The 22337-nt window shown below is 57.4% G+C and carries 19 protein-coding genes; 8 read left to right on the top strand and 11 right to left on the bottom strand.

Going from position 1 to position 22337, the window contains the following annotated elements; translation table 11 throughout:
• The first annotated feature begins 143 nt into the window (after positions 1 to 143).
• Positions 144 to 887: an OmpA family protein gene (locus tag C1N56_RS02785; protein WP_196368262.1), complete on the top strand. Its 744-nt coding sequence runs from the start codon at positions 144 to 146 to the stop codon at positions 885 to 887.
• 205 nt (positions 888 to 1092) lie between these two features.
• Complete coding sequence (locus C1N56_RS02790; protein ID WP_282954825.1) at positions 1093 to 4221, top strand: Ig-like domain-containing protein; 3129 nt, start codon at positions 1093 to 1095, stop codon at positions 4219 to 4221.
• Between the two features lie 71 nt (positions 4222 to 4292).
• On the opposite strand, the gene C1N56_RS02795 is transcribed toward C1N56_RS02790, so the two are convergent.
• Entirely contained in the window at positions 4293 to 4601 is a 309-nt protein-coding gene (locus C1N56_RS02795) for a putative quinol monooxygenase (RefSeq protein WP_021509602.1), read from the bottom strand.
• A gap of 36 nt (positions 4602 to 4637) precedes the next feature.
• Positions 4638 to 5219 (bottom strand): NAD(P)H-dependent oxidoreductase, encoded by a 582-nt coding sequence (locus tag C1N56_RS02800; RefSeq protein ID WP_394515851.1) that lies wholly within the window; start codon positions 5217 to 5219, stop codon positions 4638 to 4640.
• Positions 5220 to 5381: 162 nt separating this feature from the next.
• Here C1N56_RS02800 and C1N56_RS02805 point away from each other — a divergent pair, with 162 nt between their 5' ends.
• A complete protein-coding gene (locus tag C1N56_RS02805) occupies positions 5382 to 6146 on the top strand; it encodes a transporter substrate-binding domain-containing protein (RefSeq protein WP_264250509.1) in 765 nt (254 codons plus the stop codon).
• 169 nt (positions 6147 to 6315) lie between these two features.
• Here C1N56_RS02805 and C1N56_RS02810 read toward each other — a convergent pair whose 3' ends face one another.
• The 6 genes from C1N56_RS02810 to C1N56_RS02835 form a co-directional block, all read right to left on the bottom strand.
• Positions 6316 to 7179 carry a ketose-bisphosphate aldolase gene (locus C1N56_RS02810; RefSeq protein ID WP_021509600.1) on the bottom strand — a complete coding sequence of 288 codons (864 nt, stop codon included), beginning with the start codon at positions 7177 to 7179 and terminating at the stop codon, positions 6316 to 6318.
• Positions 7180 to 7287: 108 nt separating this feature from the next.
• Positions 7288 to 8139: a class II fructose-bisphosphate aldolase gene (locus tag C1N56_RS02815; RefSeq protein WP_394517091.1), complete on the bottom strand. Its 852-nt coding sequence runs from the start codon at positions 8137 to 8139 to the stop codon at positions 7288 to 7290.
• Between the two features lie 9 nt (positions 8140 to 8148).
• Positions 8149 to 9240, bottom strand: coding sequence for a PTS fructose transporter subunit IIC (locus C1N56_RS02820; protein ID WP_058759786.1), 1092 nt, complete (start codon positions 9238 to 9240; stop codon positions 8149 to 8151).
• Between the two features lie 11 nt (positions 9241 to 9251).
• The gene (locus C1N56_RS02825) at positions 9252 to 9566 is read right to left on the bottom strand and encodes a PTS fructose transporter subunit IIB (protein ID WP_058771378.1); all 315 of its coding nucleotides are present in this window, start codon (positions 9564 to 9566) and stop codon (positions 9252 to 9254) included.
• Between the two features lie 23 nt (positions 9567 to 9589).
• Positions 9590 to 10060, bottom strand: a complete 471-nt coding sequence (locus tag C1N56_RS02830; protein ID WP_283342638.1) for a PTS sugar transporter subunit IIA — start codon at positions 10058 to 10060, stop codon at positions 9590 to 9592.
• Between the two features lie 17 nt (positions 10061 to 10077).
• Complete coding sequence (locus tag C1N56_RS02835; RefSeq protein ID WP_394517092.1) at positions 10078 to 11637, bottom strand: BglG family transcription antiterminator; 1560 nt, start codon at positions 11635 to 11637, stop codon at positions 10078 to 10080.
• Between the two features lie 408 nt (positions 11638 to 12045).
• On the opposite strand from C1N56_RS02835, the gene parC reads away from it, so the two are divergent.
• The 3 genes from parC (at position 12046) to ftsP (ending at position 16790) form a co-directional block, all read left to right on the top strand.
• Positions 12046 to 14319: a DNA topoisomerase IV subunit A gene (gene parC, locus C1N56_RS02840; protein WP_021509596.1), complete on the top strand. Its 2274-nt coding sequence runs from the start codon at positions 12046 to 12048 to the stop codon at positions 14317 to 14319.
• 38 nt (positions 14320 to 14357) lie between these two features.
• Complete coding sequence (locus C1N56_RS02845) at positions 14358 to 15095, top strand: 1-acylglycerol-3-phosphate O-acyltransferase (protein ID WP_058759788.1); 738 nt, start codon at positions 14358 to 14360, stop codon at positions 15093 to 15095.
• A 267-nt stretch (positions 15096 to 15362) separates the two neighbouring features.
• Entirely contained in the window at positions 15363 to 16790 is a 1428-nt protein-coding gene (gene ftsP, locus C1N56_RS02850; RefSeq protein ID WP_031280127.1) for a cell division protein FtsP, read from the top strand.
• A 421-nt stretch (positions 16791 to 17211) separates the two neighbouring features.
• Here the strand turns inward: ftsP and dkgA are convergent, their stop codons facing one another.
• Entirely contained in the window at positions 17212 to 18039 is an 828-nt protein-coding gene (gene dkgA / locus C1N56_RS02855; RefSeq protein WP_021509593.1) for a 2,5-didehydrogluconate reductase DkgA, read from the bottom strand.
• Between the two features lie 205 nt (positions 18040 to 18244).
• Between dkgA and C1N56_RS02860 the strand changes: the two genes are divergently transcribed.
• A complete protein-coding gene (locus C1N56_RS02860; RefSeq protein WP_058771382.1) occupies positions 18245 to 19162 on the top strand; it encodes an AraC family transcriptional regulator in 918 nt (305 codons plus the stop codon).
• A gap of 21 nt (positions 19163 to 19183) precedes the next feature.
• On the opposite strand, the gene C1N56_RS02865 is transcribed toward C1N56_RS02860, so the two are convergent.
• Positions 19184 to 19843 (bottom strand): DedA family protein, encoded by a 660-nt coding sequence (locus C1N56_RS02865; RefSeq protein WP_021509591.1) that lies wholly within the window; start codon positions 19841 to 19843, stop codon positions 19184 to 19186.
• 105 nt (positions 19844 to 19948) lie between these two features.
• Positions 19949 to 21139 (bottom strand): cystathionine beta-lyase, encoded by a 1191-nt coding sequence (metC, locus tag C1N56_RS02870; RefSeq protein WP_021509590.1) that lies wholly within the window; start codon positions 21137 to 21139, stop codon positions 19949 to 19951.
• Between the two features lie 466 nt (positions 21140 to 21605).
• On the opposite strand from metC, the gene exbB reads away from it, so the two are divergent.
• Complete coding sequence (gene exbB, locus C1N56_RS02875) at positions 21606 to 22334, top strand: tol-pal system-associated acyl-CoA thioesterase (RefSeq protein WP_031280126.1); 729 nt, start codon at positions 21606 to 21608, stop codon at positions 22332 to 22334.
• The last annotated feature ends 3 nt before the right edge of the window (positions 22335 to 22337 follow it).

Below are 22337 nucleotides of genomic sequence, written 5' to 3' on the forward strand. Positions count from 1 at the left end.
AAACTTAAATGAAAATTGCAAAAAAATTACTTTTAGCTTCACTGGTGTGTGCGCCAGTATTCACGACTTTTTCAACCCAGGCGCAAAATTCATTTGATGGCGCATGGCGTAGTTTATCGCCGGTATCGGCAGAGCAGGCGCGGGTGGTTTATTATCGTCCGGCTTCATTAACCGGGGAAAAACCGGCGAATATTTATGTCGACGGTGAATTCCATACGTCGTTACTGGCCGGTGGCTATACGGTGTTTTGTGTTGCGCCGGGAACGCATTCGCTGGGCAGTTATGTCAACGACGCGCCAGATTATCAGGGTAAACGCGCGCAATCGTGGACTGATAAACTGGCTGCCGGTAAAACCTACTACATTCGCGCTAACCTCGATGACAGCGGTCGTCCGCTGGTGGTCAGCCAGCAGCAGGCGCAGCAGGAATTGCTGAGCACCAAACGTCAGGCTCATCTGCTGTCACGCGCATCGTCGGTACAGCGCTGTCAGGAAGGAACAACTGAAGCTTATGATAACTATGCGTTTTCATCTGACCTGCTGTTCCGTTTCGGCAGCGCCAACAGCAACGACATCTCCGCACAGGGGCGCGAAGCACTCAGCAGTTTTGCCAGCATGCTGAAAAAGGAAAATGCTGCTCAACGCCACATCATCGTCACCGGCTTTACCGATCCGATTGGCAGCGACAGCAGCAATATGGCGCTGGGCCAGCGTCGCGCTGAGGCGGTGAAAGCACTGCTGATTGCTCAGGGAATGAATGCGGCCAATATCACCGCGCAGAGCATGGGTGAGTCTCAGGTTGATACTAACTGTTCAGGCAGCCTGCAGGAGCAGAAAGCATGCTATGCCAGCGAGCGCCGGGTTATTATCAGCGTTGAAAACAAGTAATCTGATTTAATTATTTTAGCAGCGCATTCTCACATCTCATATTGATGAGGTGTGAGGCGCTGTGCCTCGATAAAGTTATTAAGGGTTCATATAACTTAATCGATTAAGACGTTTCTCGTATTGTCTTCAGGCATAAAGAGCGAAATTAAACCTGTATTCGGCTGGAAATCCCGAAACATTATTTAACGTAAAAGGAATACACATCATGGCTAATATTACAGCAGCAGATAACGCGACCGTTATCTCGACCAAAGATCAGTTTTATAAATGGATTGATAAGAGCGTAGCAGGTGCCAACGGCGGCAAGCTGGAGATTACAATCGATGGTGAAGTGCACATGGTTGATATCAGCGAGGACGGTAAATGGTCATTCGACCCGAAAACCAGCTGGTTAGACGGCACCCATGTCATTCAGCTGGTATCGATTGATAAAGCGACTAACCCGAGCCCACCGCGTATCTTCATTCTTGATATGGATACGACGCCTCCGGCAAAACCGGAAATCTGGCGCGTGATTGATGACGCTGCGGCGGAAGATCACTACCTGACGCCGGGTGAAGCCACCAGCGATAAAACGCCGGCGCTGGCTGGTGTGGCAGAGCCTGGCACCATTGTTACCCTGTACGATAACGGTAAAGAGATCGGCTCAGTGGTAGCAGACAAAATGGGCGCATGGAGCATCACGCCGGAGCTGGCAGACGGCGAGCACCAACTGACCGTGATGGCGAAGGATACGGTTGGTCATGAAAGCCCGATCTCTGATGCTTTCAACCTGACGATTGCTGACGGTGTGGTCACTCAGGCGGTTAACGAAGCGGTATCTGTAACGCCAGCAGAATCAACCACTATGGACGCGGTTCCGTTTCCGGGTAAACCCATTAAAACCATCAATAAAAACATTATTTCGTTGAGTGCTGATAATGCTGAACCCAATGCATTAGTACAGATCGTTATTGATGAAACCGTTTACACCACCCGTGCTGATGGCAGCGGCAAATGGCAGTTTGACTCGCCGGAAATGAAAGAGGGTTTGCACGTTGCCGGCATTCGTTATCTGGACCGTGCGGGTAACTGGGGACCATCAACTCAGCTTATCCGCAATATCGACACCTCTGCACCAGAAGCGCCGCAGATTATGCGCGTGATTGATAATGAAGGCAGCGCGGATACCTATCTGACGCCGGGCAACTACACCAATGACAAAACCCCAACTCTGTACGGTGTTGCTCAGCCGGACAGTCTGGTAAAAATCTACGATATTCGCTCCAACGTGATTGGCAGCGTAAAAGCCGGTTCCGATGGCCGCTGGAGCTTCACGCCGGAACTGACCACCGACGGCACCCACGTGTTTAGCGCCAGCTACACTGACCGCTTCGGCGCCGAAAGCCCGCGTTCTGACAACTTCGCGCTGACGCTGGATACCTCTGTGCCGGGCACGCCATCACTGAGTGAGGTGTTGGATGACGAAGGACGCGTTACCGGTCCGCTGAAGTCAGGTGACATCACCGATGACAAAACCCCAACCCTGTCGGGTAAAGCAGATGCTGGCGTGATTGTGCGCGTATGGGACGGCGACAAACTGATCGGTTCTACCAAGGCGGACAATCGCGGTGAGTGGAAACTGGACGTTGAGCTGGGTGAAGGTGAGCACTCGCTGGTTGTGGATTCCATCAGCAAAGGCGGCACCGTTTCTGAGAAAACCGATCCGTTCAAACTGGTTATCGACAGCAACATCCTGCCGGCACCGGTGGTGGATGAGATGGTCGCCAACAACGGTGATGAAGAGCGTGTTCTGCAGCCAGGCGATTCCACTAACGACACCACGCCAGTGCTGCGCGGTGAAGGCAACGACGGCGACATCATCTATGTAATTGTTGACGGCGAAAAAGAGCCGGTGGCTTCAACTGTCGTTAAAGATGGTAAATGGGAAATTGAATTGCCAGAGCTGGCGGAAGGTTCACACGATATTGAACTGATCGCTAAAGATCCATCCACCGGCAAAGAGTCACCGACCTCAGATCCAATTAACGTGATTATCGATATTACGCCTCCGGATCAGCCGCAACCACCAACGATTGTCGATAACGAAGGTGACAACACCGGTCCGGTTGAACCAGGTAAGCCAATTGATGACAACCGTCCAGGTTTCGGCGGCGAAGGCGGTACCCCTGGCGACAAAGTGGAAGTCATCATTGATGACGGTAAAGGTAATCCGGTGGTGATTGGTACCGGTATCGTGGGCGAAGACGGCAAGTGGGAAGTGAAACCTGAGAACCCAATCGATGACGGTAACTATCAGGTTATCATCGAGATCACCGATCCGGCCGGTAACGAATCGCAGCCATCCGATCCTATCGATCTGATCATCGACACCAAAAAACCAGGCTCAATGGAAGGTTCGTACATACTGGAGGATAACGTCGGTCCTATCCAGGGTGAGATCGAAAATGGCACGGTCACCGATGACAAACAGCCAACGCTGAAGGGCACGTCACCGGATCTGTCGCAGGTCATCATCTACATCGACGATCGGGAACCTGTCGTGGTTGATGTTAAGGATGGCAAGTGGAGCTATGAGCTGCCAGAACTGGGCGAGGGCAACCATAAAGTTGAAGTACAGCCAGTGAGCCAGTCCGGTGTGAAAGGCGATAAAGAGGCGGCGATTAACTTTGACGTTGATACCACTAAGCCGGAGCCAGTAGAAGGCGGCGACAAGGCTAACTTCGAAGGCGTCTTCGCGGATAAAACCGGCACTGAAATCCCAGTGCGGCCGGACACCAACGATGACACGCTGATCTTCAGAGGTAAGGGCTCAGAAGACGGTACTATCGTGATGATTTGGGGCGACGAAGCGCGTACCCAGCTGATCGGTTCTACCGTGGTAGAAAACGGCGTGTGGCGCTATGAGTCAGACAAACTGGCAGAAGGCGATTATGCCTTTAACGTCACGGTTCGCGATGCAGCCGGCAACGAACTGGTCATCGACCATACCGTTAAGACCAACGTCGACGTCACCCCGCCGCCGCCGCCAGAGATCAACTCCATCTTCGCTGCGGGTGCCACGGATGTAGAAGGGCTGATGAGCATGTCGCTTAACGACATCATGGCGCAGGGTCAGGACTCCCTGTTCATCGACAACGGCAAGTCGCAGCTGGTAGTGAACGCTAAACAGGGCGAGGCGCTGACGCTGGAAGACATCCTGCCAGCCGGTGAAGATGCCAGCTCCTGGCAGCAGGCGACCGGTACCGTCACCGTCGGCGGCACCGAGTATAACGTCTACAGCAACGGTGATGCGGAACTGCTGGTGCAGAACCTGCATAACGAACAGCACTGATCATTGATTAGCTGCTAAACAAAAGCCCCGGTCGCAAAACCGGGGCTTTTTTTATACCTGCAGCGGAAAAATCAGGCGGTCGGTTCCAGCACCAGAATTTTCACGTCCACCACGTCATCTTTGATGGTGGCGCGGTGCGCATCCATGTGTGGCATCTGCTGATGCTGCTCCAGATGGCGCAGCGATTCCCACTGCTCGAGCATAAAGATCGAGTCTGGTGAGTTCTGCTTCCACGGCACCTGCGCCTGGTGATCGACCAGCGCATCGTACTGATGGCAACCCTCTTCTTCCAGCACGACAGGGATCAGTTTATTAATCGCCTCCAGTACCTGCTGACGGCGGCCCGGCTTAACGCAAATTTCTGCAACCACAGTTAACATAACGCTTCCTTCTGTTTTTTCCCGTTGTGCTTACAGTTAAGCAAAGATCTGGCTGAGATGAGTCCGATAACGTGCAATATCGCGCGGCACGTCCGGCTGTTTAATCACGTCGTTACAGATAAAGGTCGGCAGACTTTCCATGCCGAGGAACTGATTGGCTTTATGGAAGTGCAGGTACAGGCCGTCCACGCCGACGCCTTCGAAGAACTGGTCGGCATCGGTAAAGGCTTCCAGCGGGGCGTTCCAGGTCAGCGACAGCATGTATTTTTTGCCCTGAATCAGGCCGCCGGAACCGTATTTTTTGCTGGCATCGCTGCGCGAACGGCCATCGCTGGCGTACAGTGCGCCGTGGCCCTGAGTAAACACCTCATCGATGTACTTTTTCACCGTCCACGGCTCGCCCATCCACCAGCCCGGCATCTGATAAATCACCACGTCGCTGTCGAGGTATTTCTGTACTTCGTCTGCCACGTTGTAGTCGCTATCGGCAACGGTCACCTGAACCTCATGGCCCAGATCGCGCAGTTGGCTGGCCGCCACCTCGGTCAGGGTATGGTTCAGCTCGCCTTTGGAATGGGCAAAGGTCTTGCCGCCGTCGATAATCAAAATCTTGCTCATGGATAATTCGCTCCGTTTCTCATAGATGCCGCCCACTCTACGCGCGCGCGCGGGGCAAAAAAATGCGTGATTGATCACAAGACTTTTGCTCTCAAAGCAATAATGCCGTCACTTATGCAACAATCCGCACGCAAACCAACATCCACTTAAAAAGAACACACCATGAAAACAGTGATACTGAGTGCCTTACTGCTGGTGGCCGGCGCGGCTCAGGCGCAATCCCACCTTGATGACGTTCGTCAGAGCAAAACCCTGAAGGTCTGCACCACCGGCGATTACAAGCCTTACACCTTTTTGCGCAGCGACGGCCAGTATGAAGGGCTGGACATCAGCATGGCGCAGTCGCTGGCCGCCAGCCTCGGCGCAAAAGTAGAGTGGGTACCAACCACGTGGAAAACCCTGAGCGAGGATTTCGTGGCGAAACAGTGTGATATCGCGCTGGGCGGTGTCTCCGTGACGCTTAAACGGCAGCAGATCGCCTGGTTCGCGCAACCGCTGGGCGTCGATGGTAAGATTCCGCTGGTGCGCTGCGCGGATAAAGCGAAGTACCAGACGGTTGAGCAGATCAACCAGCCGCAGGTGCGGGTAATCGAGCCGGCCGGTGGCACCAACGAAGCGTTTGTGCACAGTCATCTGCCGCAGGCCAGCCTGCAGCTGGCGGAGAACACCGGTATTTTCCAGCAGCTGGTGGATAACAAAGCCGACGTAATGATTACCGATGCTTCCGAAGCGCTGTTCCAGCAGCAGCACTATCCGTCGCTGTGTGCCATCAATCCGCAACAGCCGATGCAATATGGCGAGAAGGCTTACATGATTCCGCGTGATGATATGAGCTGGAAGCTGTATGTCGATCAGTGGCTGCACCTCAGCACCGCCACCGGTGAATATGCGCAGATCGCCAGACAGTGGCTGGGCATAGTGAAGTAATCGTTAGCGATAAAGGGTATTACGACAGGCGTTACCGTCCCGTAGCGGCGCAATTTATTGCGCAATCAGCAGCAGTGAGGCGGGTGAATACGCGCGATAAATAAAGCCGCTACGGCATGTGCAACTGACATCCTGCACTTGCGTAGCGGCCCTATTTATTGTTTTGAAATCAACGATACAATCCGGCTTTACCCAGCCCGCCAAACAGATTCATCTTGTAGCGAATCACCGCTTTCGCGGCGGCGATGGCGTCCGGATAAATCACATTCGGATCCCACCAGCTCTCCCGCGCGAGGATCTCGCGCAGTCGGGCGAAATAGGCAAACTTCATGTCGCTGGAGATATTGATCTTGCCTACGCCCAGCGTCACCGCCTCGGCGATCTCCGCGTCCGGATTGGCCGAACCGCCGTGCAGCACCAGCGGAATGTCTACGCGCTGGGAGATATCCTTCAGAATGTGCATCTGCAGCTCGGGTTTCATATCTTTGGGATAAATACCGTGCGCGGTGCCAATCGCCACCGCCAGCGTATCGACGCCGGTGCGCTGCACAAAATCTTCCGCCTGCGCCGGTTCGGTGTAGATCACCTTGCTCACGCCGCCTTCCACCGTGGTGCCGGTATCGCCGATGGTGCCGAGCTCGCCTTCCACCGACACGCCCACCGCGTGCGCCAGCTTCACCACCTCTTTGGTCAGCGCCACGTTCTCTTCGTACGGCAGCAGCGAGCCGTCAATCATTACCGAGGTAAACCCGCACTGAATAGCGCGCAGCACCTGCGCAATTGAAGCGCCGTGATCGAGGTGAATGGTAAACGGCACGCGGCTTTTCAGAGTGCGTTCGCGCACGTAGCCAAAAAATTCATCAGTGACAAATTCCAGTTCGCTCGGATGGATAGAAATAATGGCGGGCGTGTTGGTGGCTTCGGCTTCTTCCACCACGGCCCGGATAAAGCAGCTGTCAGCGACGTTAAATGCGCCGATGGCGAAGCGATGTTCACGGGTCGGGGCCAGCATCTCTTTCATTGAAATCAACATGTTTATGTTTCCTTAGCGTGAGTTTTACCAGAGCCGGCGCACGCGCCGGCCCGATGAGGGATAAGAAGAAACAGTTGGAAATTGCGCCGCGATCGGGGCGGCGCGCCGTCAGTAGCGGTTTGCCGACCCTGACCAGCTCAGATATTCAATAACCACTTCGCGACAGGCGGATTCCATCAGCGCCAGCACATCAGCCAGCTCAGCCTGCGGGTGCTGGCGCAGCGCCTGCTGCACCGCGTGCTTACCGGCATCGAACACCGCAGCGCCGACGTTGATCTTGGCGACGCCACAGGCGCTGACGCGGCGTATATCCTCCGCCGGGGTGCCCGAGCCGCCGTGCAGTGCCAGCGGCCGCGTCGTCACCGCGTGCAGCTGCTGCAGCCGTTCGAAGTCGATCTTCGGCTTTACGCCTGGCGGATAAAGCCCGTGCGCGGTACCGACCGAAATCGCCAGCAGATCGATGCCGGTCTGCTCAATAAACGGCAGCACGTCTTCTACCCGCGTCATCTTCACGGCGGCATCGGCCAGTTCATATGTGGGCGCATCGGCGATATGCCCCAGCTCGCCTTCAACGCACACGCCAGCGGTATGCGCCATCTTCACTACCGCTGCGGTCTGACGAATATTGTCCGCCAGCGGCTCGGCCGATGCGTCAATCATCAGACCGGTAAAGCCGGCACGAAACGCCTGACCAATCAGCGGAAAAGCTTTGCCGTGGTCAAGCGCCAGCGCCACCGGCACCGCAGCCTGAGCCGCCAGCGCCTGTACCAGCGGCGCCGCCACCGCTGGCGGAAAATGCGCGCTGTGCCCCTGATACACATTGAGGATCAGCGGCGCGCGCTGCTGTTCCGCCGCCTGAATCGCCGCGCGGGCGGTTTCGAGGTTGAAGCAGTTGATCGCCAGCACCGCGTACTGGTGCTGGAAGGCGGCCTGAATCAGGTCATTCATCATGGCAAACATGCGGGCTCCTTACTCCAGAGTGAATTTGATCTCTTCATCGCGGACGCCAGGCGCTTCCACGTCATCGAACTCTTCATCCTGCTGCGTGACCGGTTTTTTCATCACCGACAGCATCACGCCGCACACCACGGTGCCAATGCCGAGCGCCAGGCAGAACAGCCACGGTTTGGTGAACAGCGGCACCACGAACATGCCACCGTGCGGCACCGGCGCTTCCACGCCCCACACCATAATCAGTCCGCCGGCCAGCGCGGATGCCACCACACAGCTGGCCACCACGCGCAGCAGGTCGCGTGCCGCAATCGGAATCACGCCTTCGGTAATCATGCAGATGCCCATCGGGAAGGCGGCTTTCAGCGCCTCTTTCTCTGCTTTGGTGTATTTGTGGCGCGTCAGCAGATAAGAGAGGGTGATGCCGAACGGCGGAATGATGGAGCCGACAAACTTCACCGCTTCCGGACCGTAAATGCCGTCGACCAGCATGCCGTCGGCGAACAGCGACATGGTCTTATTGATTGGCCCGCCAAAGTCGAAGGTGGCCATCGCGCCGAGGATGGCACCCATCACGAATTTGGAGCCGCCCTGCATGGACTCCAGCAGATGAATCAGCGTTTTTTGCAACCAGACGATGGGCTGGCCGATAAAGGTCATCATCAGCAGGCCGGCGATGATGGTGCTGAGCAGCGGTAGCACCATGATTGGCATCAGCCCCTGCATCGACTGCGGCAGCCTGATCACCCGGCGCAGCAGCAGCACGGTATAGCCGACGAGGAAACCGCCCAGAATGCCGCCGATGAATCCGGTGCCGATCTGACCGCAGATAAAGCCGACGATCAGGCCAGGCGCAAAGCCGGGACGATCGGCAATCGAGTAGGCGATGGCGGCGCTGATCAGCGGCACAATCAGCCCCATGCCCCAGCCGCCGATCTGGTTCAGCATCCACGCAATGCTGCCAGTCTGTTTGCCGACGTCCGGCCCGCCAATCACCTGGCCGAGCGCAATGCAGATGCCGGCGGCGACGATCAGCGGGATCATCCATGAGATGCCGGTGAGCAGGTGGCCTTTGATCTCCTGGCCGTACTGACGTTTGTGATCGCTCATGATCGATCTCCTCAGGCGCGCGCCAGTGAATCCGCCACTTTTTCGAGGAATTTCACCGGTGACCTGATCACCACTTCGGTTTTCACTCGCACGATGGGTTTGCCCTGAAAGCGCTCTTCGCCGTTGATCTTGACGTCAACCGCGAGGATCACCACGTCAGCGGCGTCGATCTGCTCGCGCGTCAGCGGTGTTTCAGTGCCGATGGTGCCCTGGGTTTCAACGTGGATAGTGTGGCCCAGTGCGTGAGCCCCCTTAATCAGTTTTTCGCGCGCAATGTAGGTATGCGCGATGCCTGCGGTGCAGGCCGCTACACAGACGATATTCATGTGGCACCTCAAGGTGTTGGGTGTTAACAGAGGTCGGTTTCGGCGTACTGACTAAACAGCCGGATGATATTGCCGGGGTCATTCTCCGCCAGCAGTCGGGCTATCACCTCATCATCGGCCAGCGCGCTGGCCACCTGCGACAACAGGCGAATATGGGTGGTGTTCTGATCTTCCAGCCGCACGGCGAACAGGATGATGCAGCGCACCTGGCTGCCATCCAGCGTTTCCCACGGAATGTCCTGCCGGGTGCGGCCAATGGCGAGCGTGGTTTGTCTGACCGCCGACGATTTGCCGTGCGGAATCGCGATATGGTTTTCGAAGCCGGTCGAGCCTTCCGCTTCACGCAGCCAGACATCGGCAATAAACGCGGCGCGATCGCTGATGGCGCCGTCGCTCACCAGCAGATCGGTGAGTTCGTTGATCGCCTCTTCTTTACTGGTGGCGCTGAGCGCCAGGTTAACGCGGCGCGGCGTCAGAATGCGGGAAATGTCCATGGTTGCTCCTCATTCAATCAGTGTGCGGCCAACGCGCAGGGCGTGCCGTTGGGCAGCTGGCTGCCAATCATGGCGTCAGTGACCCGCCGGATATCGTCATCATTAAAAAAGGCGCTGACATACACGGCCGGAATGGCACCGGCGTCGAGGTGGATGGTGGTGATCACCAAATCCACCGCGTGGTGCTGACAAAACGCCGCCTGATTGCTGGCTGACACCACGCCGGCAATTTCCCAGTCCGGAAAGGCGCGTAAAATGCGGCTCTTGAGCAGGTGTGAGGTGCCCACGCCGCTGGAGCACACCACCAGGATGCGTTTATGAGCAATCTGCCGCTCCAGTGCCGCCTGGAAATGAACGCACAGATAACCAATCTCATCCTCAGCCACCGGCGACAGGGCGAAGGTGCGCGCGGTCAGCTGCATTGCCTGCTGAGTCAGAGAAAATATCTCTTTCATTTCCTGTTTAATATCATCCAGCAGCGGATTGCGAATATGAATGTGATATTTAAGCCGGTTTAATAATGGCTTTATATGCACCAGTAAACCGTCAAATAATAAACGGTCCTGAGATAAGTCCTGCTGAATAAACGCCGAGAAACGATCAATTAATTCGCAGGTTATTTTAACCGACTCGGCAGTGGAAAATTGATTATGCAGCGTCACCTGATCGCCACGCTCTTCCACCACAATGCCGGAGGAGACGATATATTGATAAATAAAACCGACTTCATCGGCCGGCAATGCACAGCCGATGCGCTGCTCAATGCGCGCCACCATCTGCCGGGCAATGGTGAGAATCGACTGATCCAGATCGTGAGCGGTGGTGAGAATGTCCAGCGCCAGCGCGTTGCCCTGCGCCATGCGGTGCATCATGATCAGGATGTGCGTGCACAGATTGAGATACCAGGCATCGCCCAGCGGATAACTCAGCTGCTGCTCCATCTGTTGCAGCAGCGCCTGCACAAAGGCCACATCCTCTTCGCCAAAATAGTGCACCAGCGCCTGCTGGCTGCCGGGATCGAGCCGCGGCAGCAGCGGCGTACCGGTGACCTGTTGCTGCATCACATCGTTGATCAGCGACACCATCGCCTGACGCAGCGCCTGCTCATGGCCCTCTATGTGCGTACCGCCCGGGCCGCGCTGCAGCGTTAATCCCAGCGGCTGCAGCCACTCTTCTATCACTTTCAGGTCGTTCACAATCGAGGCGTGGCTGATAAAGTAGCGCTCGGACAGCTTGCTGATTGATGTGGCACGCGGCGCATCGCTCAGTAGCTGGGAGGCGATTTTTATCCGCCGGCTGTTATGACTGAGCGCGTCGCCGGCCTCGTCGCCGTTCAGCTGTTGCTCCAGCTGCAAACGCTGCTGCATATCCTCAACCCGCAGCCGCACACCGCGGCCAGGGGTTTTCTCCAGCGTCAGCGCCCAGTTGCTGAGCCAGCTCTCCAGCCACTGCAGGTCGCGCTGAATGGTCTTTCCGGAGACACCGAGCTGTAACGCCAGCTGACCAATCGGCTGCGGCGCCGCCTGTTGCAACAGCAATTTCACTAACCGGTGTTGTCGCGAAGTTAGTATTTGCATTCGGTCACCCTTTATTTTGGTAAAACCTAATGGGATTTTTCCTTGTGGCATTTATTTCATTGCCAGCAAGCCGTCGCGAAAAAGGTGTGTCTTATGGAGTATGAATTTAGGAAAGGATGGCGGCTGCAACAATACTAAATGTTGTCCCGTCAGGCGGACAGTATTAATACACCGAGATGACAGGAAATTAAATGCGAGTTTGCTCACACAATAACGCGCTAAATAAGTGTGATGATGCTCTCAATCCTTTTTATTTTTTCAACTGGCGTCACGTTATTTAAGGTCGGGAGATTCTTTCTCTCCTCAACGGCTTCCCTGTGACTAAATCCCGCGAATAAGGTACTATCCTCGCCAAATGACCGCCGGATGACCCGCCGTTGCGGGCCACGAAGTGAGGATGCCAGCTTAATGAGTGAAATGACACAGGATGGCGCAGAGCGTCTTGCCCTGCACAAGTTTACTGAAAACGCGTACCTGAACTACTCCATGTACGTGATTATGGACCGTGCGCTGCCGTACATCGGTGACGGTCTCAAGCCGGTGCAGCGCCGCATTGTTTATGCCATGTCCGAGCTGGGGCTTAACGCCAGCGCAAAATTCAAGAAATCAGCGCGTACCGTGGGTGACGTGCTGGGTAAATACCATCCGCACGGCGACAGCGCCTGCTACGAAGCGATGGTGCTGATGGCGCAGCCGTTCTCCTACCGTTATCCGCTGGTGGATGGTCAGGGCAACTGGGGTGCGCCGGACGATCCGAAATCCTTTGCGGCGATGCGTTACACCGAATCGCGCCTGTCGAAATATGCCGAAGTGCTGCTCAGCGAACTGGGGCAGGGCACGGTGGATTACATCCCGAACTTCGACGGCACGCTGCAGGAGCCGAAAATGCTGCCGGCGCGCCTGCCGAACATCCTGCTCAACGGCACCACCGGCATCGCCGTGGGTATGGCGACCGACATTCCGCCGCACAACCTGCGCGAAGTGGCCGAAGCCGCAGTGCGCCTGATCGACAAGCCCAACACCACGCTGGATGAGCTGCTGGAGATCGTGCAGGGGCCGGACTTCCCGACCGAAGCCGAGATCATCACGCCGCGCGACGAGATCCGCAAGATCTACCAGAACGGCCGTGGTTCAATCCGCCAGCGTGCGGTGTGGAAAAAAGAAGACGGCGAGGTGGTGATCACCGCGCTGCCGCATCAGGTGTCGGGCGCGCGCGTGCTGGAGCAGATCGCCAGCCAGATGCGCAATAAAAAGCTGCCGATGGTGGAGGATCTGCGCGATGAATCGGATCACGAAAACCCGACGCGGCTGGTGATTGTGCCGCGCTCCAACCGGGTGGATCTCGATCAGGTGATGAACCACCTGTTTGCCACCACCGATCTGGAGAAGAGCTACCGCGTTAACCTCAACATGATCGGGCTGGATAACCGTCCGGCGGTGAAAAACCTGCTGGAGATCCTCTCGGAATGGCTGGTGTACCGCCGCGATACCGTGACGCGCCGTCTCAATCATCGTCTGGAACGCGTGCTGCGTCGTCTGCATATCCTCGAAGGTTTGCTGGTAGCGTTCCTCAATATTGATGAGGTGATTCACATCATCCGCAGCGAGGATGAGCCGAAGCCAGTGCTGATGTCGCGCTTTGACATCAGCGAAACCCAGGCCGAAGCGATTCTGGAACTGAAACTGCGCCATCTCGCCAAACTGGAAGAGATGAAGATTCGCGGTGAACAGGCCGAGCTGGAAAAAGAGCGCGATCAGCTGCAGGCGATCCTCGCCTCTGATCGCAAAATGAGTAACCTGCTGAAGAAAGAACTGCTGGCGGATAGCCAGACCTACGGCGACGATCGCCGTTCACCGCTGCACGAACGTGAAGAAGCGAAAGCGCTGAGCGAGAACGAGCTGGTGAGCGCTGAGCCGGTCACCATTGTGCTGTCGCAGATGGGCTGGGTGCGCAGCGCCAAAGGTCACGATATCGATCCGGCAGGATTAAGCTACAAAGCGGGCGACAGCTACCGTGCCGCCGCGCGCGGCAAGAGCAACCAGCCGGTGGCGTTTATTGACTCCACCGGCCGCAGCTATACGCTGGATCCGACCTCGCTGCCGTCGGCACGCGGGCAGGGTGAGCCGCTCACCGGCAAGCTGACGCCACCGCCAGGTGCGGTGATTGAGCAGGTGCTGATGGAAGCGGACGATCAGAAGCTGCTGATGGCCTCCGATGCCGGCTACGGCTTCATCTGTACCTTTGCCGATCTGGTGTCGCGCAACCGCGCCGGTAAAGCGCTGCTGACGTTGCCTGAAAACGCCAAAGTGATGACGCCGCTGGCGGTGCACTCTGGCGACGACATGCTGCTGGCCATCACCCAGGCGGGGCGGATGCTGATGTTCCCGGTGGCCGATCTGCCGCAGATGTCGAAAGGCAAGGGCAACAAGATTATCTCGATTCCGTCCGCGGACGCCGCCGCGGGCGTGGACAAGCTGCAGTGGCTGCTGATTCTGCCGCCGGGCAGTTCCATCACTATCTATGTCGGCAAGCGTAAGCTGATCATGCGTGATGAAGATCTGCAGAAAGTGCGTGCTGAGCGCGGCCGTCGCGGTAGCGTATCGCGCGGACTGCAGCGGATCGATAGCGTGGAAGTGAATGCGCCAGCGCGGCCAAAAAGTGACGCGAATAGCGAAGAGTAAGACTGAAAAGGCGAAGGACTGCCACATTTGAGGAAGCTATGTTACTAATTTTACGCACGTTGATCGTTGTGATTTATTCGATTCTGGTTTGTGTGTTTGGCAGCATCTGGTGTCTGTTTTCACCGCGTAATCCGCGCCACGTGGCGACCTTTGGTCACATGTTTGGTCGTCTGTCGACGGTGTTTGGCGTCAAAGTCGAACTGCGTAAACCGGCGGATGCCGAAAGCTACGGTAACGCGATTTACATCGCTAACCATCAGAACAACTACGACATGATCACTGCTGCCAATATCGTACAGCCGACCACGGTCACGGTGGGCAAGAAAAGCCTGCTGTGGATCCCGTTCTTCGGCCAGCTCTACTGGCTGACCGGTAACCTGCTGATTGACCGCGATAACCGCGCCAAAGCGCACGGCACCATCGGCGAGCTGGTGGCGCAGTTCAAAAAGAAGAAAATTTCCTTCTGGATGTTCCCGGAAGGGACGCGCAGCCGCGGACGCGGTCTGCTGCCGTTCAAGACCGGCGCGTTCCATGCGGCGGTGGCGGCGGGCGTGCCGATCATCCCGGTGGTGGTCTCTAACACCCACGGCAAAATCAAACTGAATCGCTGGAACAATGGCTTAGTGATCGTGGAAATGCTGCCGCCAGTGGATACCACGCAGTTTGAAACCACGTCGGTACGTAAACTGGCGACCCACTGCCGTGAATTAATGTCTGCTAAGCTGGAAGAGTTGAACGCTGAAGTCGCCGAACGCGAAAAAAACGGTAAAATCTAGCCGGCAAAAAATGGCTCACCCGCAGCGCGCAATGGCTCGATCTGTCGGGTGCATTGATTTGCTGCGGATCCCGCCATTTGTAGGATGCGCATTCATGCGCACCGGGCCCCGCCGCTTGTAGGGTGCGCATTCATGCGCACCGGGTCCCGGATGCGCATTGACCTAACCCGGACACACAGCAGCGCCGGTCGGGCGCTTCACAACACGATTAAAAATAACAACATGGACACGGCGTATTCACGCCACGCTCAAAAGGTCTGAAGTTTTATGTCTTGCAGCAGACGTCAGTTTATTCAGCTTTCTGCCGGTATGGCGCTGGCTTCCAGCGTTATGCCTTACGCCGCCCGCGCCGCCGCGCCACTGGGCGATGTACCTTTGCCGGTGCCGCCGCTGATTGAATCACGCCGCGGTCAGCCGCTGTTCCTTACGCTGCAGCGCAGCCACTGGTCCTTCAACGGTAACAGCAACAAAGTGCCGGTATGGGGCATTAACGGCCTGTACCTTGGCCCGACGGTGCGCGTTTACAGCGGCGATGATGTCAAACTGATCTACAGCAACCGCCTCAATGAACCGGTGGCGATGACCGTCAGCGGTTTGCAGGTGCCGGGCGCGCTGATGGGCGGTGCGCCGCGCATGATGTCCGCCGGCGTAGACTGGGCACCGGTGCTGCCGATTCGTCAGGGCGCAGCCACGCTTTGGTATCACGCCAACACGCCGAATCGCATGGCACCGCACGTTTATAACGGCCTGGCAGGCATGTGGCTGATTGAAGATGACATCAGCAAAGCGCTGCCGCTGCCGAAGCATTACGGCGTCGACGATTTCCCGCTGATTATTCAGGACAAGCGCCTCGATAACTTTGCCACGCCGGTTTATAACCCACCGTCGGACGGCGGTTTCCTCGGCGATACGCTGCTGGTTAACGGCGTGCAAAATCCGTATGTCGAAGTGTCGCGCGGCTGGGTGCGTTTGCGCCTGCTGAATGCGGCCAATGCGCGCCGTTTCGATCTCAGCTTTAGCGACAACCGGCCGTTTACGGTGATCGCCAGCGATCAGGGCTTCCTGCCCGCGCCGGTAGCGGTGCAGACGCTGTCGCTCGCACCGGGCGAACGCCGCGAAGTGCTGGTGGACATGTCGCAGGGCGATGAAGTGTCGATCACCGCAGGCACGGCGGCAGGCATTATGGATCGTCTGCGCGGACTGTTTGAGCCGTCATCGATTCTGACCAACACGCTGGTGCTGACGCTGCGTCCAACCGGCCTGCTGCCGCTGGTGACCGACAACCTGCCGATGCGCCTGCTGGCGGATCAGATTCTTGATGGCGTGGCGGTGCGCACGCGCGAATTCCGCCTCGGCGACGGTACGCCGGGCATTAACGGTGTGCTGTGGGACATGAATCGCATCGATACGACGGTGCAGCAGGGCACCTTTGAGCGCTGGATCATTCACGCCGACCGTCCGCAGTCGCTGCATATTCAGGGCGTGATGTTCCTGATTAAGAGCGTCAACGGCGCGCAGTCGATGGGAGAAGATCGCGGCTGGAAAGATACGGTCTGGGTGGATGGTGATGTCGAACTGCTGGTGAGTTTCCCGCAGAGTTCGTCAGAGCATTTCCCGTTTGTCTATTACAGCCAGACGCTGGAGCTCGCCGACCGCGGCACGGCAGGGCAGATGGTGGTGAATCCGGTCGGGTGAGGTGCGTTTCTTTTCCCTCACCCTAACCCGCGCGGGAGAGAACCGGGGACGAGGAGCGTTGCTATTCCCTCACCCTAACCCTCTCCCGCCAGCGGGAGAGGGGACCGTTTTGTGCAATATTCCCCACTGGCACACCGCTTCAGATTTGCGCGGACACCTCCCTCTCCCGCGTGCGGGAGAGGGCCGGGGTGAGGGGGCTTGGTTGCACAGTATTAAACACTGGCACACCGCTTCAGAGTCGCGCGGACATCTCCCTCTCCCGCGTGCGGGATAGGGCCGGGGTGAGGGTGCCTGGTTGCACAGTATTACCCACTGGCACACCGCTTCAGATTTGCGCGGACATCTCCCTCTCCCGCGCGCGGGAGAGGGCCGGGGTGAGGGGGCAAACCGCACCCTTCACCCATCGCATCCTTAACCCACGTCACCCATTAAACTCTTCCGGATCCGGTCCGAGTCGCTTGCCTTTATCCAGCTTCGCGATCTCGCTCACTTCTGACTTATCCAGCCGGAAATCAAACACCTGGAAGTTCTCCTGAATGCGTGCCGGCGTTACCGACTTCGGAATCACCACCAGGCCGCTGTCCAGATGCCAGCGAATCACAATCTGCGCTGGCGTCTTGCTGTACTTCTTCGCCAGCTCGCGAATGATCTCCTGATCAAACACGCCTTCACCGCCCTGCGCCAGTGGGCTCCACGACTCGGTCTGAATCTGATGCAGCGCATTCCACGCATGCAGCGTGCGCTGTTGCAGCATCGGATGGAGTTCAATCTGATTCACCACCGGCGACACGCCGGTTTCATCAATCAGCCGCTTGAGGTGCGCCTCATGGAAGTTACACACGCCGATACTTTTCGCCAGGCCCTGCTGCTGCAGTTCCACCATTTTCTTCCACGCATCGACGTAGTGGTCTTTCTGCGGGCACGGCCAGTGCATCAGATACAGGTCCACCTGCTCCAGCTGCAGCTTCTTCAGGCTGGTCTCCATCGCCTGCTCAACGTTCTGCTGGTCATCATTCCACAGTTTGGTGGTGATAAAGATCTCATCGCGCGCCACGTCGGTTTCCTGCAGCGCCTGGCCAATCGCCTCTTCATTTTTATACGCGGCGGCGGTATCGATGGAACGATAGCCGACCTTCAGCGCTTCCAGCACCGCGTTGCGCGCTTCATCAATGCTGGCCTGCCAGACGCCAAGGCCGAGTTGCGGCATCATGTTACCGTCGTGCAGTTTAATCCGGGGTTGCTCTGCCATAGTGACTCCTTATCGGTTGCAGTGACTTACCGTAGAAACGATGTGCTTAAGTCTAGTCAACAAACCTGACCTGAGGATCATTGTGGCAACCGAACGGCACTTTCGCCCGTTGCAATCCTGCAAAAATCTTGCCTGATTCTCCAGCCATCTGGAGCTTTATGCAGCAATGCGGCACACTGCGTTTTTTGCTGCCCGAGAGAGTGCCATGCCGAACGATGCCCTTTGCCGCCAGCTGGCGCAGCGCGTGATCACGCTGATGCGCGAGCCACAAAAGCCGCTGTGTGCGGTGGAAAACGTACGGTTGATCTACGCAGAGGAACCGCTGCCGCGTACGCCGATGTTGTATCCGGCGGGCATCGTGATCCTGTTTCAGGGACACAAAACCGGCTACCTCGGCAGCACGGTGTTTCGCTACGACGCCACCAAATATCTGATGCTCACGGTCACGCTGCCGGTGGAGTGCGAAACTGACGCCACGCCGCAGCAGCCGCTGGCCGGCATGAGCCTCACCGTGGATCCGGCCAGTTTGCAGGATCTGCTGTTAAGCATTGGCGATGACGAGCAGTTTCAGCCGCAGCCGCAAACCTCCGGCATTCACTCTGCGTTCCTGAGCGAGGAGATGCTGTGCGCCGCGGAACGGCTGCTGGATGTGATGGATAAACCGCGTGATGCCCGCGTGCTCGGCCCGCAGCTGGTGCGTGAAATCATCTATTACGTACTGACCGGACCGATTGGCGGCGCGCTGCTGTCGCTGGTCAATCGCCAGACGCAGTTCAGCCAGGTGGCCCGGGCGCTGCGCCGCATCGAGAACCACTTTGCCGAAAGCCTGAGCGTGGAAATGCTGGCGGCAGAGGTCAACATGAGCGTCTCGGCGTTTCACCATAACTTTAAGGCGGTGACCCAGACCTCGCCGCTGCAGTATCTCAAGCGTTACCGGCTGCATCAGGCGCGGTTAATGATGCTGCAGGATGGGCTGAAGGCCAGCGCCGCCGCCGTGCGCGTCGGCTATGAAAGCCCGTCACAGTTTTCGCGGGAGTTTAAACGGTACTTTGGCGTGACGCCGGGAGAAGAGGCGAGCCGCGCGCGCCAGACCGGGGCGCTGCAGCCGTTTGACGCCGCCTGAAACGGCGGCGCTTTACAGAGGTCAGGCTTTCTGGCGCCGCTTTTTCCAGATCACCACAATGCTGCCGCCGAGGCCGAGAAACAGCAGCACAATAGGCAGCACCATCAGGATCGCCATCACCTGATCTTCGTGGCGCTTGATAAACGGCACCTGGCTGATGCCATAGCCCATCGCCACCACAATCCCGACCCACAGCGCGCCGCTCAGCCAGTTGAAGAACTGAAAACGCCCGTTCTGCAAACCCGAAATGCCCGCCATGGTGGGCAGCAGCGTACGCACAAAGGCCAGAAAGCGGCCAACCAGCAGTGCCATCAGGCCGTGGCGGTTGAACAGGTGCCAGGCGCGCTGATGGTACTGCGCTGGCAAATGCATCAGCCAGCTTTTGACGATTTTAGTATTACCAAGCCAGCGCCCCTGCAGATAGCTCAGCCAGCAGCCGAGGCTGGCAGCGGTGGTCAGAATCACCATGGTTGGCACAAAATCCATCACGCCTTTGGCGATCATCGCCCCTGCCAGCAGCAGCAGGCTGTCGCCGGGCAGGAACGAGGCAGGCAGCAAACCGTTTTCCAGGAACAGCGTCAGAAACATCACGCCGTAGACAATCCACACTACATCCGGATTGGCCAGCGCGGCAAAATCCTGATGCCACAGCGCCTGGACAATCTCATGTAAAACACCCATCAGCTATCCCATCGAGTCACAAGGCTTGTATTTTAACCGTCCGGGACGGCGTAATCGTTGATCTCCGCTACGCCGCACCGGATGGTTTAAGTTTGGTTTATCTTTTTACGCTTTCAGGCGGGCAAAACCGGCTTTCAGGTCATCCAGCAGATCGTCAACGTGCTCGAGCCCGATATGCAGACGCACCAGCGTGCCGTCAAAATCCACGCCGCCCGCCGGACGAATTGCCGCCAGCTCTTCCGGCTGGTTCGCCAGAATCAGCGATTCAAAGCCGCCCCACGAGTAGGCCATACTGAAATGGTGGAAGCGATCGAGATAATTTGCCAGCTGCGCCGGGGTGAGTTTTTCATGCAGGATGAATGAGAACAGCCCGCTGCTGCCGCTGAAGTCGCGCCGCCAGAACTCGTGGCCTTTGCACTGCGCCAGCGCCGGATGGTTGACGCGCGCCACTTCCGGCTGCGCCGCCAGCCATTCGGCCACGCGCAGACCGCTTTCTTCGTGCTGACGCAGACGCGTAGCCAGCGTGCGCAGGCCACGGCTGGCCATGTACGCGGTGTCCGCATCCACCATCTGGCCCATCAGGTAGGAGTTTTCGCGCAGCTGCGCCCAGCAACGTTCGTTGGCCACCGCAGTGCCGATCATCGCATCGCTGTGGCCGATGATGTATTTGGTGCCGGCCTGGATAGAAATGTCGATGCCATGCTCCAGCGCGTTAAACAGCACGCCCGCCGCCCAGGTATTATCAATCATGATCACCGCATCTGGCGCTTTGGCGCGCACCGCCGCGACAATCGCCGGAATATCCTGCACTTCCATGGTGATGGAAGCCGGTGATTCAAGGAACACCACGCGAGTGTTCGGCTGCACCAGCTCGCCGATTTCACTGCCGATGCAGTGATCAAACCAGGTGGTGGTGACGTTAAGCTTCGCGAGAATTTTGGTGCAGAAATCCTGGGTGGGTTCGTATACCGCGCCGCTGACCAGAATATGATCGCCACTGGTGACAAACGCGAGGATGGCATTGGCGACTGCGGCCGCACCGCACGGATAGAGCACGCAGCCGGCGCCGCCTTCCAGTTCGGTCATCGCATCCTGGAAGGAAAAATGGGTGAGGGTGCCGCGCCGGCCATAAAACAGTTCACCGCTGGCGCGTCCGGCGGTGGCGCGTTGTTTGTCCGCGACGGAGTCAAAAACCAGTGAGGATGCGCGCTGAATGACGCTGTTAACCGAGCCCTGAGTGTAACGTTTGCTGCGTCCCGCGGTGACAAGCCGGGTATCAATTTTTTTCGTTGCCATCACTGCCTTTCCTGACACGTCTCACAAAGCATTCAACTTACCACGAATCGCGGCGCGGGGTTGAGCCCGTTTGCCGAATATCAGAGTGACGCCAGCACAATCGCGGAAAGAGGCTGATTGCGGCTTTTATTACGCGGCGGAAAAGCAAAGCGCAATAAATTGCGCCGCTACAACCCGTGCGGGATGTTCGTCCATGCCAGTTGCACCATTCCGCAAACCGCATCTAACCGTAGCGGCGCGATTTATCGCGCAATCGTGCCTGTTGCTCCATCCCGCAAATCGCACCCAACCGTAGCGGCGCGATTTATCGCGCTAAACATTGCGCCGTATCAATTCAGCAGGTTACAGCTTTGTAAATAGTAATGAGAACCACTATCACTTCGGTCGGTTTTTTTGCTATGATCCGCGCTTCAATCGTGAACGGTGCAACAGAAGTCGGAGACGCAGCGTGGTAGCCAGTGACTTGATGCAAACGGACCTCTCCGTTTGGGGCATGTATCAGCATGCCGATATCGTGGTAAAAATTGTGATGATCGGCCTGTTGCTGGCCTCGGTCGTCACCTGGGCGATTTTCTTTGGCAAATACGCGGAGCTGAGCGGGGCGAAACGTCGCCTGAAGCGCGAACAGCTGGCGCTGGGCGAAGCGCGCTCACTGAATGACGCGTATCGCGCTGCCGAAAACTTCAAAGCCAACAGCCACAGCGCCGTGCTGCTCGCCGACACGCGTAACGAACTGGAACTCTCTGCTGGCAGCGAAGACCTCGACGGCATCAAAGAGCGCACCAGCTTCCGCCTTGAGCGTCGCGTCGCGGGCTTCAGCCGCCACGCCGGTCGCGGTAACGGCTTCCTCGCCACCATCGGTTCCGTCGCGCCATTTATCGGTCTGTTCGGCACCGTGTGGGGCATCATGAACAGCTTTATCGGTATCGCGAAAACCCAGACCACCAACCTCGCGGTGGTGGCACCGGGCATCGCGGAAGCGCTGCTGGCGACAGCGATTGGCCTGGTGGCGGCAATCCCGGCGGTGGTGATCTACAACGTCTTCGCCCGCATGATCGCCAGCTACAAAGCCTCACTGGGCGACGTGGCGGCGCAGGTGCTGCTGCTGCAGAGCCGCGATCTGGACCTCGGCAACGTCGATACCGCAAAAGAAGTTAACCGTCCGGCGGCGGCCCAGAAACTGCGCGTAGGATAAGTA

The organism is Pantoea sp. SGAir0175, assembly GCF_043547855.1.